General features: G+C 46.4%; 12 protein-coding genes. All 12 read left to right on the top strand.

From position 1 onward, the window contains the following. The first annotated feature begins 52 nt into the window (after positions 1–52). The 12 genes from mraZ (at position 53) to pgeF (ending at position 14,192) form a co-directional block, all read left to right on the top strand. Complete coding sequence (gene mraZ, locus AAV35_RS07575; protein ID WP_008589742.1) at positions 53–484, top strand: division/cell wall cluster transcriptional repressor MraZ; 432 nt, start codon at positions 53–55, stop codon at positions 482–484. Between the two features lie 21 nt (positions 485–505). Then, a complete protein-coding gene (gene rsmH / locus AAV35_RS07570; protein ID WP_008589743.1) occupies positions 506–1,483 on the top strand; it encodes a 16S rRNA (cytosine(1402)-N(4))-methyltransferase RsmH in 978 nt (325 codons plus the stop codon). Further along, the gene (gene ftsL, locus AAV35_RS07565) at positions 1,480–1,848 is read left to right on the top strand and encodes a cell division protein FtsL (RefSeq protein ID WP_008589745.1); all 369 of its coding nucleotides are present in this window, start codon (positions 1,480–1,482) and stop codon (positions 1,846–1,848) included. The genes rsmH and ftsL overlap by 4 nt, the downstream gene beginning before the upstream one ends. A gap of 19 nt (positions 1,849–1,867) precedes the next feature. Beyond that, positions 1,868–4,009, top strand: a complete 2,142-nt coding sequence (locus AAV35_RS07560) for a penicillin-binding protein (protein ID WP_008589747.1) — start codon at positions 1,868–1,870, stop codon at positions 4,007–4,009. 145 nt (positions 4,010–4,154) lie between these two features. After that, positions 4,155–5,618, top strand: coding sequence for a UDP-N-acetylmuramoyl-L-alanyl-D-glutamate--2,6-diaminopimelate ligase (locus tag AAV35_RS07555; RefSeq protein WP_008589749.1), 1,464 nt, complete (start codon positions 4,155–4,157; stop codon positions 5,616–5,618). 1 nt (position 5,619) lies between these two features. Beyond that, positions 5,620–6,969, top strand: a complete 1,350-nt coding sequence (locus tag AAV35_RS07550; protein WP_008589753.1) for a UDP-N-acetylmuramoyl-tripeptide--D-alanyl-D-alanine ligase — start codon at positions 5,620–5,622, stop codon at positions 6,967–6,969. Between the two features lie 36 nt (positions 6,970–7,005). Continuing rightward, positions 7,006–7,992: a phospho-N-acetylmuramoyl-pentapeptide-transferase gene (gene mraY, locus AAV35_RS07545; RefSeq protein WP_008589755.1), complete on the top strand. Its 987-nt coding sequence runs from the start codon at positions 7,006–7,008 to the stop codon at positions 7,990–7,992. Then, positions 7,989–9,329, top strand: a complete 1,341-nt coding sequence (gene murD / locus AAV35_RS07540) for a UDP-N-acetylmuramoyl-L-alanine--D-glutamate ligase (protein ID WP_008589757.1) — start codon at positions 7,989–7,991, stop codon at positions 9,327–9,329. The genes mraY and murD overlap by 4 nt, the downstream gene beginning before the upstream one ends. Before the next feature lie 259 nt (positions 9,330–9,588). Beyond that, the gene (locus AAV35_RS07535; RefSeq protein WP_008589758.1) at positions 9,589–10,422 is read left to right on the top strand and encodes a cell division protein FtsQ/DivIB; all 834 of its coding nucleotides are present in this window, start codon (positions 9,589–9,591) and stop codon (positions 10,420–10,422) included. Between the two features lie 198 nt (positions 10,423–10,620). Beyond that, entirely contained in the window at positions 10,621–11,928 is a 1,308-nt protein-coding gene (gene ftsA / locus AAV35_RS07530) for a cell division protein FtsA (protein WP_008589760.1), read from the top strand. A gap of 39 nt (positions 11,929–11,967) precedes the next feature. Then, positions 11,968–13,113 (top strand): cell division protein FtsZ, encoded by a 1,146-nt coding sequence (gene ftsZ, locus AAV35_RS07525; protein WP_008589762.1) that lies wholly within the window; start codon positions 11,968–11,970, stop codon positions 13,111–13,113. A 284-nt stretch (positions 13,114–13,397) separates the two neighbouring features. Next, positions 13,398–14,192, top strand: a complete 795-nt coding sequence (gene pgeF / locus AAV35_RS07520; RefSeq protein WP_008589765.1) for a peptidoglycan editing factor PgeF — start codon at positions 13,398–13,400, stop codon at positions 14,190–14,192. Positions 14,193–14,205: the final 13 nt, after the last annotated feature.

Below are 14,205 nucleotides of genomic sequence, written 5' to 3'. Positions count from 1 at the left end.
GTACAAAGTGGTGTAGTGTGGTACGCTAAATAAAGAAGGTGGGGTCATTTATATGCTGATGGGGGAACATCGACATAATATGGATTCCAAAGGACGTTTAATAATCCCGAGCAGATTACGGCATTCCCTGGGTGAGTCCTTTGTAGTTACACGAGGACTGGATAATTGCCTGTTCATTTATCCTCCTGAAGAGTGGGGGAAACTTGAGAGGAAATTACAATCCCTCCCCCTGACTAAAAAAGATGCCCGGGCCTTCACGCGTTTTTTCTTATCGGGCGCCATGGAAAGCACCCTGGATAATCAGGGGCGTATTCATATCCCGCTGCCGCTCAGAGAGCATGCTGATCTTGAAAAGGCATGCGTTATCGTCGGCGTCTCCACGAGACTGGAAGTGTGGGCAGAAGATAAGTGGGACAGCTACATGGAAGATTCGCGCCAATCACTAGAATCCTTTTCCGAAAATTTGCTTGATCTTGATTTATGAATAACAGAAACGAGTGAGTGCATGTTTGACCATTACAGCGTATTAAAGACAGAGACGATTGAAAAATTGAATATCCGGCCTGACGGGGTGTACGTTGACTGCACACTCGGGGGTGGAGGTCACAGTAAAGAGTTTGCCAGACAGTTGACGAGCGGTCATCTTTACGTGTTCGATCAGGATGTAAACGCAATGGAATCTGCGAGAGACTACCTTGCTGACTATGCATCCAACATTACGTTCATACCTTCGAATTTCCGACACTTGGAAGAAGAACTTCAGGCGCGGGGAGTAGAAGAAGTGGATGGCATCCTTTACGATCTTGGAGTATCAAGTCCGCAGCTGGACGTAAAAGAACGGGGCTTCAGTTATCAGCAGGACGCCCCGCTAGATATGCGCATGAATCAGACGGATACCGTCAGTGCGTATGAAGTAATTAACGAGTGGGCTTATGAAGACCTTGTACGCATATTTTTCAGGTATGGGGAAGAAAAATTTTCGAAACAGATAGCCCGAAAAATAGAGAAACAAAGAGAAAAAGCACCTATAACCTCTACAGGAGAACTGGTTGAATTGATTAAAGAAGGTATACCGGCAGCAGCCCGCAGAAAAGGCGGTCATCCTGCCAAACGTGTGTTTCAGGCTATACGTATTGCTGTAAACGATGAACTGGGGGCTTTTCTTTCCTCGCTTGATCAGGCAGCACGATACATATCTCTCGAGGGAAGGATAGCAGTTATCACCTTTCATTCCCTGGAGGACCGGATTTGCAAACAGGCATTCAAACATTGGAGTACAATACCTCCTCTTCCGAAAAATTTTCCTGTCATTCCTGAGGAGAAACAGCCTCCTTTCACTTTGATTACGAGAAAACCGATAGAAGCAGTAGAAGAAGAACTGGAAGAAAACCGCAGGTCGCGCTCGGCTAAACTGAGAGTAGTTGAGAAAGTGAGGCCCTGGTCAGAAGAATTTCACTTTGAGAAAGGGTGGAAAATGACGTGAGTATAGAAAAAATAAAACCTTATCATCAGCCCGAAAGAGAACCTGCAAAAAGACAGGTGAAAGTCAGAGTAAAAAAGAATAAATGGATAAGCAAGGGAGAAAAATACCTTTATTCCATTATCAGCGGCACAGTACTGTGTGCTTGTGCCTACGTAATCAGTTTTTCGAGTGCTACGGATACGCTTAACAGAGATATTGAAAGTCTTGAAGGGAAAGTTGAACAGCAGCAGTCTGTAAACAATTCGTTAACTTACGATGTAGAGCAACTCAGAAATCCGGAGAGAATTCTGAATGTTGCTAAAAAACATGGACTGGATATTGAACAGTCCCAGGTGAAACAGGCGACTGCCGTTTCTTCGAAATAACACTCAGGAGGCTCGCATCATGAAGCACAGAAACACATCACGTGGCGCTTCTCTACTCCTGATCATTTTCAGTATCGCCTTCCTTCTGATAGCAGGAAGGTTTCTTTACATACAGACTACCGGTAGTGTTCAGGGAGTCGATTTAGAAAAATGGGCCGAGAAAAAAAGAACAAGCTCCTATACTCTCCCTTCGGAACGGGGAGAAATCTACGGCAAAAACGGGATGGTTCTCGCTTACGATCGACCTACCTATCGCCTGCAGGCGATCGTAGACCCTTCCTACTCCGAAAATCTTCCCGAACCTAAACACGTAACCTCCCCTGAAGACGTGGGGGAAGTGGTGTCCGGACATTTGAATCTGGAAAAAGAAGAAGTAGTAAAGCGTATTAAAGAAGCTAAAAAAAGCGGGAAATTTCAGGTGGAATTCGGAAGCAAAGGCCGGGATATTGCAAAAGATGATAAAGAAGTGATAGAAGAAGCTTTAAAAGAGAAGTCTGTTTCCGGCGTAACGTTTGCTGAGGAAACGGAGAGGTATTATCCGAATGGTACTTTTGCTTCTCACGTACTCGGGTTTGCCAAGTCTACGGACGAAGGGGTAGAGGGTGTAACCGGAGTGGAGAAATCCATGGAAAAATACCTGGAAGGGGAAGACGGTAAAATCTCCTACAAACGTGATAAGTACGGTACGGAACTTTTGAATCCGGAAGAAGTATTACATCCTCCGGAGGACGGAGAAGATGTGTATCTGACGATAGACCAGAAAATCCAGACATTCCTTGAAGACGCTCTTACGGAAGTGGAAGAGAAGTATGAACCAAGTAAGATAATGGCGGGTGTCATGGACCCTGATACAGGGGAAATTCTGGCTATGGGGAATCGCCCCGCCTATGATCCCAATGACAGAAGCAATGTGGAGAATTGGTACAACGATATGATTGCCTACCCGTTTGAAGTAGGCTCGACCATGAAGATGTTCACATGGGCGTCTGCTATGGAGGCAGGAGTCTACGACGGCTCCGAAAAATTCAAGTCCGGAGCGTATTCCGTAGATGGCTCCACGATTTCCGATCACAACAGAACCGGGTGGGGGTCAATCTCATATGACGAAGGACTAATCAGATCCTCCAACGTTGCGGCGGCGAAGCTGGGTTACGAAAAGCTTGGGCCGGATCGTTTCGAAAAATATATCAGCAAATTCAACCTCAATGCAAAAACCGGCATCGATCTGCCGGGAGAGAAGACGGGTACTATTCTGAACGACCGTCCCATCGAGACAGTGACCACAGCTTATGGGCAGGGCTCGACAATGACACCGTTGCAGCTGCTGACAGCGGCAACTGCCATTGCGAATGACGGAAAAATGATGAAGCCTTATGTTTTTGATTCAATCAGGGAGGCTAACTCCAGTGATAAAATCACAGAAAACGAATCTTCCGTACTTGGAAAGCCGATCTCTGAAGAAACGGCAGAAAAAATGAGGAAACTGCTTCGTAAAGTGGTCAGTGATGAAAAAGGTACAGGTAAACCTTTTGCACTGGAGGATTTTAAAGTGGCCGGGAAAACAGGAACAGCCAACATATCCGAAGGTGGATATCTCTCCGGCAGAAACAATTACACATTCTCATTTCTCGGCATGGCTCCTGCCGATGACCCTGAACTGGTCATGTATGTAGCAGTCCGCCAGCCTCAGCTTGAGAATTCCGAAGTCGGTTCGGATGCTGTATCTCACGTATTTAAAACAGTAATGCAAAACAGTCTTCACTATCTTAATATTTCTCCGGAACAGAAGGAGAAATCAAAAGTGAAAATGATGGATATACCTGACCTGCAGGGAGCTTCTGTCGAGAAGGCGAAGACCGCGTTGAGCGGCTTTAAAGAAGTTACTGTTATAGGGGAAGGTGCCAGAGTAGAAGCGGTTCTGCCTGAAAGCGAAAAGGATGTCGTGAGCAGCGAGCATATTTTCGTTATTACAGGTCAACCGGAAATGCCTGATATGGAAGGCTGGTCCCAAAGGGAAGCGCAGCGACTGACCGATTACTTCGATATCCCCTTTGAGATGAAAGGGAACGGCTATATTAAGGAACAAAGTATCGAAGAAGGTTCCGATTTGACGAAGGTTAAACAGGTGGAAGTGCAACTTGAACCTCCCGAGGAAGGATAACGTCACGTTTGCGTTTTTATGAACAGAACGATTAAGGTAAAGACATCCGCTTTTAAGGCGGATGTTTTTTTGACCCAAAAGTACATAGGTTTTTGATATAATATACAGGAATGTGTAATCTACAAAGAAAGTTAGGATGAATGGGATGAAGTTAAATGAACTGATCGCCTGTCTTTCTTTTTACAGGAAGTATGGCGAAAACGACGTAACAATAACTGGAGTAACTATGGACTCCCGGGAAGTGGGTCCTGGAGATCTGTTCATATGTATCAGAGGGTTCAAAACAGACGGACATCAATATATATCTAAGGCTATCGAGCAGGGCGCGGCCGCGATAGTAGCGATGGAATATACTGAACTTGAAGACACTCCGCTCGTAGTGGTATCGGATACGAAGAGGGCCATGGCTCAGATAGCTTCCTGTTTCTATTCCGATCCGACATCAGGACTGGATTTGATAGGAGTTACGGGAACAAACGGAAAAACGACTGTTACCTACCTGCTGGATGAGATCTTTACCGAGGATCGGAAGTCCACCGGAGTAATCGGTACAATTCAGACTAAAATCAGCGAACAGACGTATGACGTATCGAACACTACTCCGGACGCGGTCAGCCTCAATCGCTTTTTTCACAAAATGACGGAGGAAGACGTCGATGTGGCAATGATGGAAGTATCCTCCCATGCCCTTGACCAGGGGAGAGTGTACGGCCTTGATTTTGATGTCGCTGTCTTTACTAATCTCAGCCAGGATCATCTGGACTATCACAAAGATATGGATGACTACCTGCGGGCCAAGTCCCTGCTTTTTTCCCAGCTCGGCAATCACTACGATAACGGGAAAAAGAAGTTTGCCGTAATTAACAGGGATGATGCTGCTGCGGACATTCTGATCAAGTCCTCAGCGCAGCCGGTATTGACTTACGGGCTGGAACAGGGGGATATCCACGCACTGGATATTCGCACGAGCGAAACGGGAATATCGTTTACAATGGTCACCCCGGCTGGTAATGTGGAAGTTTCAAGCAGCCTGATTGGAACATTCAGTGTGTATAATATGCTTGCTGCAGCAGGGGCAGCTATTGCCCGGGGGGTAGGTCTTGAAACGATCGCTTCCGCTTTTGCCAGGACAAAAGGAGTTCCGGGAAGGCTGGAACCTGTATCTGCAGGACAATCCTACGGCATCGTAGTCGATTACGCTCATACTCCCGATTCACTTGAGAATGTTCTGAAGACGTTGAAAGGCGTATGTGAAGGCGACCTCCGTGTAGTGATCGGTTGCGGCGGAGAAAGAGATACAGGAAAGCGTCCTGCAATGGCAGACATAGCTATGACGTTTGCAGACGACGTTTACTTCACTTCGGATAATCCGAGATCCGAAGATCCCGAATCGATATTGAACGATATGACTGACCACCTCTCCGGAGAATACCGGCGGATCACTGATCGTAAAGAAGCGATAAGAAGAGCCGTTACATCCTGCAGGAGTAAAGATATTCTGCTTATCGCCGGAAAAGGGCATGAAACATACCAGGAAATCAACGGGGAGAAAATAGATTTCGATGATCGTAAAATAGCCGAACAATCCGTTAAACAAGGGAGGATGTAATATGATAACAACGACTGAAGCACTTACCTCTATTTTTGAGGATTACAGAGGGGAAACCGGGGAAGATTCAACAATAGAGCACGTTATGACCGATACGAGATCCCCGCAGAAGCAGAGCCTGTTCATTCCGATAGCCGGAGAAAATTTTGATGCTCATTCTTTTTTGAATAAAGCTGTCGAAAACGGCGCGGTGGCGACACTGTGGGAGAAAGAGAAAGAACTTCCGGAAGATGTGCCGGAAAACTTTCCCGTTTTCTTTGTCGAGGATACTGTAAAAGCGATGCAGACTCTTGCGCAAAACTATATCAAGAACGTCGGACCTGCCGTTGTGGCTGTTACAGGGTCGAACGGCAAAACGACCACTAAGGATATTGCCGCTTCTGTACTTGCCCAGAAGTTCAAAACCCATCATACGGAAGGGAATCTGAATAACCATATCGGAGTTCCGCTCACTATTTTTTCCATGCCTGAGGATACCGAAGTCGCTGTAATCGAGATGGGGATGAACAATGCTGGAGAGATCGAAGTGCTGAGCAATATCGCCCGCCCTGATTACGCGATTATCACCAATATCGGGGAGTCTCATATTGAGCAGCTCGGCAGCAGGCAAAATATCGCAGGAGCAAAAATGGAAATTACAAAAGGTTTCCATGAGGGCAGCAGTCTTATTTTTGATGGAGATGAACCTTTACTTCGAGGAGTGGAAGGGACCGCCTGCGGATTCAGAGATCACGTCGATCAGAGGGCGAAAGGTATCTTCCTGCATGACGAAGGAAGCCGTTTCGAGGTGAATGGGGAGCAATACGAAGTACCTTTAGTAGGGAAGCACAATGTTAAAAACGCTTTGTATGTAGTGACACTTGCGCAGAAACTGGGAATGGACAGGGAAGAAATCCAGCTCGGTTTGAGACGGTTATCCATGACCGGCATGCGGCTTGAGAAACTTACGGGGTTGAACGGTGCCCACGTCTTCAATGACACTTACAACGCTTCTCCTACATCTATGAAGGCTGTAATCGAATTTGTACGGATGTACAATACGAAAAAACATAAAATTCTGGTGCTCGGTGATATGTTCGAGCTCGGTATGCATTCCAATGAACTACACGCTCAGGTGGCCGAGGCGATCAATCCTCAGATCAATGCAGTATTTACAATTGGCGGAGACTCGAAAGCCATCAGCGATAAAGTAGCGGGCAAGTTTTCATCCATTACAACCCGGCATTTCAAAGACCCGGAACTTCTTGCCGGGCAACTGAAAGAATTGATGACTGAAGACAGTATCGTACTCATTAAAGCTTCCAGGGGGATGAAACTGGAACGGATTGTGCAATCCATAACAAATGAGTAGTGCCGGTCGTGAAGGTTTAAGGAGGATATTCAGAAAATGAACGATTTATTATTATTGATGACAGCCGGAATAGCTTTTTTAATTACAGTAGCCCTTTTTCCGGTCGTCATCCCTTTTTTAAGAAGATTGAAATTCGGCCAGGAAATACGGGAAGAAGGCCCTTCTTCCCATCAGAAAAAAAGCGGCACACCGACCATGGGAGGAGTCATGGTACTGTTTGCAGTCGCAATCACGACTCTGCTGTTTCTTCCGTTCATACTCGGAGACGGGATAGGGAGGAAAACGGCCCTTCTTTTAATTGTTCTCCTGGGGTACGGACTTATAGGTTTTCTCGATGATTACATTAAAGTGGCTCTGAAAAGAAACCTGGGACTGACTTCAAAACAGAAAATGCTTATGCAGTTGGTAATTGCTGCAGTAGTTTATATTATTCTGCTGACGGGGGATTTCAGTACGACAATCAGCATCCCTGCGACCGATCTGTCTGTCGATTTGGGGGCAGGATATGGCATTCTGCTTCTCCTGATGCTCGTCGGGGGCTCCAATGCTGTTAATTTGACTGACGGACTTGATGGACTGCTCGCAGGTACAGCATCTATCGCTTTTGGTGCTTTTGCCATTTTAGCGTGGACAGTTGCCGGGGACGTGGAAACTGCTCTGTTCTCCATTTCCATTGTAGGGGCGCTTCTTGGCTTCCTTGTATTTAACGCTCACCCCGCAAAAGTTTTTATGGGGGACACGGGGTCTCTTGCTCTCGGAGCTGCGATAGCTATGATCGCCATAATTTTGAAAATGGAACTTCTGCTCGTTATTGTCGGAGGTGTGTTTGTACTGGAGACCCTGTCTGTAATTATCCAGGTAGCTTCTTTCAAACTTACCGGTAAAAGAGTGTTCAGGATGAGCCCTCTTCATCACCATTACGAACTGAAAGGCTGGTCAGAGTGGAAGGTAGTCACTGCTTTCTGGATAGCCGGATTGCTTTTTGCTGCTCTCGGATTATCGATGGAGGTGATGGCAGGATGAAACACTTAAAAGGTTTTCCTTATAAAAAAGCTTTGGTGGTAGGTCTTGCCAAAAGCGGATTTGCAGCTGCAGACCTTCTGCATACCAGTGGAATTGACGTGAAAGTCAATGACCTGAACGCGGATTCTACAGGCGAACAGGCTGTGAAACTCGCAGCTGCAGGCATCCCGTTAATTACAGGAAGCCATCCTTTCGAACTCCTTGAGGATAGAGAGGTCGTCATAAAAAATCCGGGCATACCATATGAAAATGAAATGGTCATGGAAGCTTTAAGGCGGAATATTCCTGTCATTACGGAAGTGGAACTGGTAACTTATCTGCATGACGGTCCCATTATAGGCATTACGGGATCGAATGGTAAAACGACCACCACTACTCTTGTCCACCGCATGCTTGAAGAAGACAGAAGAAACGTGCGCGTCGCCGGGAATATCGGGGAGGTAGCGTGTGAGGTGGCACGAAGGACAGGGCCGGAGGACACGATGGTTATTGAGCTTTCGTCTTTCCAGCTTCTCGGTATCGACAAATTACGTCTCCACACAGCTGTGTGGCTTAATATTTTCGACAGCCACCTGGATTATCATAAAACAAGAGACAACTACATCGAAGCCAAGTCGAGGATCATGAAAAATCAATTGGAAGAGGATTCCTTTATATTCAACAACGACGACAGCATCGTTTCCACTTTCCGTGAAAAATCTGTGGCTGCAGCGGTACCTTTTACGCTGGAGGAGAACGGTCGTGGGGCGAGTGCCGATGAGAACCACGTATATTTCGACGGGGAGATCGTCGCAGAACGAAAGAAAATCGTGCTCGTCGGGGAACATAACCTGCAGAATTGTCTGGCTGCCGTTGCAGCCTGTAAGAGCGCAGGGGTGACCAATGAGGCTATTCAGGCAGTTCTTTACAGCTTTCAGGGGGTGGAACATCGCCTGCAGTACGTAGAGGAAAAAAAGAAGCGCTATTTCTATAACGACTCCAAGGCTACAAATATCCGGGCTACGCGTTATGCACTTGAAGCGTTTGAAAACCCTGTTATATTACTGGCCGGAGGACTGGATCGCGGAAACTCTTTTGACGGACTCGCCCCTTACCTTAAAAACGTGAAACACTTAGTTGTGTTCGGGGAAACAAGTGCCAAACTTGCAGAAGTGGCCGGACAGCTGGACATCCCCTGTACTCCGGTGGATTCCATGGAAGAAGCTGTGGCCAGAGCATACCGGAATTCAAAAGAGAATGATGTCATTCTGCTCTCCCCGGCGTGTGCAAGCTGGGATCAGTATCGTACCTTTGAGGAACGGGGTAATAAATTTGTAGAAGCTGTGGGGAACCTCTGAATATGAAATGCAACAGGCCCCACCTCCTCTTCAGGGAATGGGGTTTTGTTGAAGAAGGTCTCTTTCATTTTCGGCACCTTCTGCCCCGGGTTTTTAAACGGCATGGCCGCAGGAAGACCCGGACCGAAACAATAGTCTAATTTTTTTGATTTTCCTTCAATTATCGACTACGTAGAAGCTTTTATGTGTGATACAATAAAAGGGATTGCAACTGTACCGTTCAGGCGTTATACCTGTACGTACATAAGGAGAGCCTGAGATGAAGAAAGAAAAGAATGTCGTTTCAATTGAAGAGCGCATGCCTCAGTTGAAAGAACGAAGAAAAAAGAAAGCTGCCCGCCAGCTGATTTTTTACCTGATTCTCCTCTCTCTGCTGATAGGGATTGTAATATATCTTCAATCTCCACTTAGTCACGTAAGGTATGTAGAAGTCAAAGGGGATGAAGACCTGACTAAGAGTGAAGTCAAAGAAGTTAGTGGTATAACCGGGACGAGTAATTTATGGGGAATAGATCCGGCAGCTGTTTCCGATAAAATAAAAGGGCTTCCGGAGGTCAGCAGTACGGAAGTTAGACGTACCCTGACCGGAGGTATCGAAATTTCACTGGAAGAGAAACGCAGAATCGCCTACGTTAAGGTGGAGGAACAGTTTGCTCCGATTCTTGAGGACGGAACGATACTCGGGGACGCCCTCGTCGAAAACCCGGGAGGAGATGCTCCTATCTTCTACGGCTTCCCGGATAATAAACATTTAACGAAATTGGCTAAAGAACTGAATTCCTTACCCGCCAGCGTTTCGAACTTGATTTCCGAAATCCACTGGATGGACGAAGACGAAAGGGACAGAGTACGGTTGTACATGAGTGATGGGTACACGGTAATAGCATCTGTCCGGCAATTTTCCGAAAAGATGCCCAGTTATCCTTCCATCGTTTCCCAATTGGATCCGGATGCGGAAGGGGTTATCCATGTAGGTGTAGGGACGTACTTTGAGTCATACGCCGGTGGTGACAAAGAACAACTGGAAACGGAAGAGGAGCAGGGAAATATCCCGTCAGAAGAAAGTCCGCAGGAGCGGGAGGAAGAAGGCTGACGTTCTGCCGAAGTTGTAAACCAGTGAAAGACCGGATGCGGCTTTATATTGAGACAGTGAACACACCGGGCAGTTGAAAAAAACAGTATTCAAAAAGAAATTATTCATTACAGTTGATTAAATCAACCGGTTCTGAAAAATGTTATCCTTATACTGGATGGAATATTTTTTATGGTCGTTTACAGGAGGTGCGCCAGATTGAATAATGAAAAAGAAATACTCGTGAGCCTGGATGTAGGCACGAGCGAGATAAAAGCAATAATCGGGGAGGTAGCCAATGATTCCCTGAACGTAATAGGGGTAGGAACGGCTCCTTCTCTCGGAATGAAAAAAGGTGCCATTGTAGATATTGACAAGACTGTCCAGTCTATCCATTCTGCAGTGGATCAGGCCGAACGTATGGTGGATATGAAAATCGACCGCGTAGTCGTAGGAGTGAATGGCAACCACGTACAGTTGCAAAACTGTCATGGGGTCGTCGCCGTGTCGAGTGAAGATCGTGAAATCGAAGATGAAGATATCGCCAGGGTTATAGATGCGGCACAAGTCGTCTCGGTCCCGCCGGAAAGAGAAATCATAGATGTAATCCCGAAAGAATTCATCGTGGATGGACAGGATGAAATAACGGATCCACGGGGAATGATAGGCGTCCGGCTCGAGATGGAAGGAACGATCATCACATGTACTAAAACAGTGTTGCATAATACATTGCGCTGCGTGGAAAGAGCCGGGCTCGAGGTGATTGATGTTTGTCTCCAGCCTCTGGCAACAGGCACTGCTGCACTGTCGGAGGATGAGAAACACCTCGGGATAGCGCTTATGGATGTAGGAGGAGGATCTACGACCATCTCGGTGTTCAAAGAAGGACACCTCGTCGGCACAGCTATGATCCCCGTGGGAGGCGACAATATTACTAAGGATTTGTCAGTAGGCCTGCGGACCTCCACAGAAGAAGCTGAAAGTATCAAAGTGGAACATGGCCATGCGTTTTATGAGGATGCGAACGAACAGGAGACATTTTCAGTAAACATTATCGGAAGCAACCAGCAGGAAACTTACAATCAGGTAGATATCTCTGATATGATTGAAGCCAGAATGGAAGAAGTATATGTTATGGTGGCAAAAGAATTACAGCGCATGGGAGTTCAGGATCTTCCGGGCGGTTTCGTGCTTACAGGAGGATCTATGAACATGCCGGGAGTTCTCGAGCTGGCTCAGGACGTTTTCAGTGCAAATTTAAGACTTGCAGTTCCTGATTACTTGGGCGTACGTGACCCTAAATATACGAGTGGGGTCGGTACCTTGCAATTTGCTTACCGCAATGCGAAAATACAAGGGAAAGATATCTTCCCGAGTGTGCAGAATATAGGGGAACCTGCTAAAACTGCACCGAAACAGCCGAAAGCTCAAAAACCAAAACAGAAATCCCAAACACAAAAGCAACAATCATCAAAAGAAAAAGAAGAAACAGGTTTTTCTAAATTTATTAAAGCATTTTTTGATTAAAATAAAAGAATGTGATAAGTCGGTTAGGAGGAACGAATGATGTTAGATTTTGATACGAGCATGGATCAGTTAGCAACCATTAAAGTCATTGGAGTTGGGGGCGGTGGTTCAAACGCTGTCAACCGTATGATAGAACATGGGGTTCAGGGTGTTGAGTTCATCGCAGTAAACACGGATGCTCAGGCTCTGAATATGTCGAAAGCAGAAGTGAAAATGCAGATAGGCAACAAGTTGACCCGAGGTCTTGGCGCAGGAGCAAACCCTGAAGTAGGAAGAAAAGCAGCAGAAGAAAGCAAGGAACAGCTCGAAGAAGCGCTTCAGGGGGCTGACATGGTGTTCGTTACCGCCGGAATGGGCGGAGGAACAGGTACCGGAGCAGCACCAGTCATTGCTCAGGTGGCTAAAGAAGTCGGAGCTCTTACCGTCGGTGTCGTGACGAGACCGTTCAGTTTCGAAGGAAGAAAACGTTCGACGCAGGCAACCGGAGGAATCGACAGTTTCAAAGGGAGTGTTGATACACTTATCGTCATTCCGAACGACAGATTGCTTGAAATCGTAGACAAGAATACCCCTATGCTTGAAGCGTTCCGTGAAGCAGATAACGTACTTCGTCAGGGTGTGCAGGGTATTTCGGATCTCATTGCGGTACCTGGACTGATTAACGTCGACTTTGCTGATGTGAAAACGATCATGGTGGACAAAGGGTCCGCGTTAATGGGGATTGGTATTGCTACTGGAGAAGACAGAGCTGCAGAAGCAGCCAAAAAAGCTATTTCCTCTCCACTTCTGGAAACTTCCATCGATGGTGCCCACGGGGTACTGATGAACATCAGCGGAGGTACGAACCTCAGCCTGTATGAAGTTCAGGAAGCAGCAGATATCGTTACTTCTGCAGCTGATCAGGAAGTTAACGTCATCTTCGGATCTGTGATTAACGAAAATCTTAAAGATGAAATCGTAGTTACAGTAATTGCTACCGGTTTTGATGAAGCTCAAATGAAAGAAGGGCAGAACAAGCCGAGACAGCGTAACATCAATCAGCAGCAGACATCATCCGAGCCCCGTCATAGAGAGGAATCTCCGAGACGTGAGACGAGAGAACCTCAAAATGAAGAGCAGCCGTCTCAGGAAGAAGATACACTGGATATACCAACCTTCCTTCGTAACAGAAACAGAAGAAGATAATTAATCCTGACTTCCGTCCCTCTAAGGGCGGAAGTTTTTTCTTATTATCGGAAAAAGCGCGCAGCGTGACCGATTGCCGGTGTGTTTGTAAACCTTTAGGAATATGACATGTATTTAAGTAAGTGAAATAGGGAATAAATTATAGAGTAATATATGAAGCTGCCTTTTGGGATAAATTGTATATCATTCTTCACAGGCTACAGAATCCTGTAGGGAATATTGGCGTTGGTAAAGCATACGTGGCTAACATGTGGTAAAATGGGAATCAATAGAGGTGTTGCGTTATGTTTGTTTCGTCATCAGAGAAATTACTGACATTCAACTGGAAGAGCCCGGAAGTGTCTGCCGGGTTCACAAAACGTAAAGGCGGGTACTCTCCCTACCCCGAGGGATCGTTGAATCTTGGTCTGCATATTGGTGATGACCCGGAATGCGTGGTCAAAAACCGGGAAGTAGTAGCGGAAGAGATAGAGGTACCTTTGGAAAGATGGGTTTTTCCAGAGCAGGTACATGGTACGAAAGTACAGACGGTGACCGCAGAGGACCGGGGAAAAGGTGTAAAAGATCTGGAATCAGCTGTGCAGGGAGCAGACGGGTTGATTACGAAAAATGAAAACACACTTCTCGCCGGTTTTTACGCCGACTGTGTTCCGCTTTATTTCAGCGATAAACAGACCGGCTGGATAGGACTTGCTCATGCCGGCTGGAAAGGGACAGTGAATCACATGGCGGGAGAAATGATTGAAGCCCTGGTTACGGAAGGGGCGGAAAGGGAATCGATCGAGATGGTGATCGGCCCTTGTATCTCCAAAAGTAACTATATCGTGGATAATCATGTGGCTCAACAAGTCTCGGAGAAATACAGAAATGACGTACTTCAGCTTGTAGATACGAATACATGGAAATTAGATCTTAAGCGGATGAACAGATTAATCGCTTTAGAGCATGGTCTTGGCGAAGATAGAGTGTACAGCACTGATCATTGTACATATTCAGATGAGGAGCTGTTTTTTTCACATCGCCGGGACCGGGGCAATACAGGGAGAATGCTCGGGTATATTGTCAAGTCTCGCTGTTGAAAGGAGCAATGAC

The sequence above is a fragment of the Salimicrobium jeotgali genome (assembly GCF_001685435.2).
GTDB classification, from domain to species: Bacteria; Bacillota; Bacilli; order Bacillales; family Halobacillaceae; genus Salimicrobium; species Salimicrobium album.
Note: the sequence above shows the minus strand (reverse complement) of the source record. Positions and strands in the feature narration are given on the sequence as shown.

Bases quoted from the DNA above. Each gene is read 5' to 3' on its own strand.
- ftsZ (WP_008589762.1), top strand. From the start codon at position 11,968: ATGTTAGATTTTGATACGAGCATGGATCAGTTAGCAACCATTAAAGTC.
- rsmH (WP_008589743.1), top strand. From the start codon at position 506: ATGTTTGACCATTACAGCGTATTAAAGACAGAGACGATTGAAAAATTG.
- murD (WP_008589757.1), top strand. From the start codon at position 7,989: ATGAAACACTTAAAAGGTTTTCCTTATAAAAAAGCTTTGGTGGTAGGT.
- AAV35_RS07550 (WP_008589753.1), top strand. From the start codon at position 5,620: ATGATAACAACGACTGAAGCACTTACCTCTATTTTTGAGGATTACAGA.
- AAV35_RS07535 (WP_008589758.1), top strand. From the start codon at position 9,589: ATGAAGAAAGAAAAGAATGTCGTTTCAATTGAAGAGCGCATGCCTCAG.
- AAV35_RS07560 (WP_008589747.1), top strand. From the start codon at position 1,868: ATGAAGCACAGAAACACATCACGTGGCGCTTCTCTACTCCTGATCATT.
- pgeF (WP_008589765.1), top strand. From the start codon at position 13,398: ATGTTTGTTTCGTCATCAGAGAAATTACTGACATTCAACTGGAAGAGC.
- mraY (WP_008589755.1), top strand. From the start codon at position 7,006: ATGAACGATTTATTATTATTGATGACAGCCGGAATAGCTTTTTTAATT.
- AAV35_RS07555 (WP_008589749.1), top strand. From the start codon at position 4,155: ATGAAGTTAAATGAACTGATCGCCTGTCTTTCTTTTTACAGGAAGTAT.
- mraZ (WP_008589742.1), top strand. From the start codon at position 53: ATGCTGATGGGGGAACATCGACATAATATGGATTCCAAAGGACGTTTA.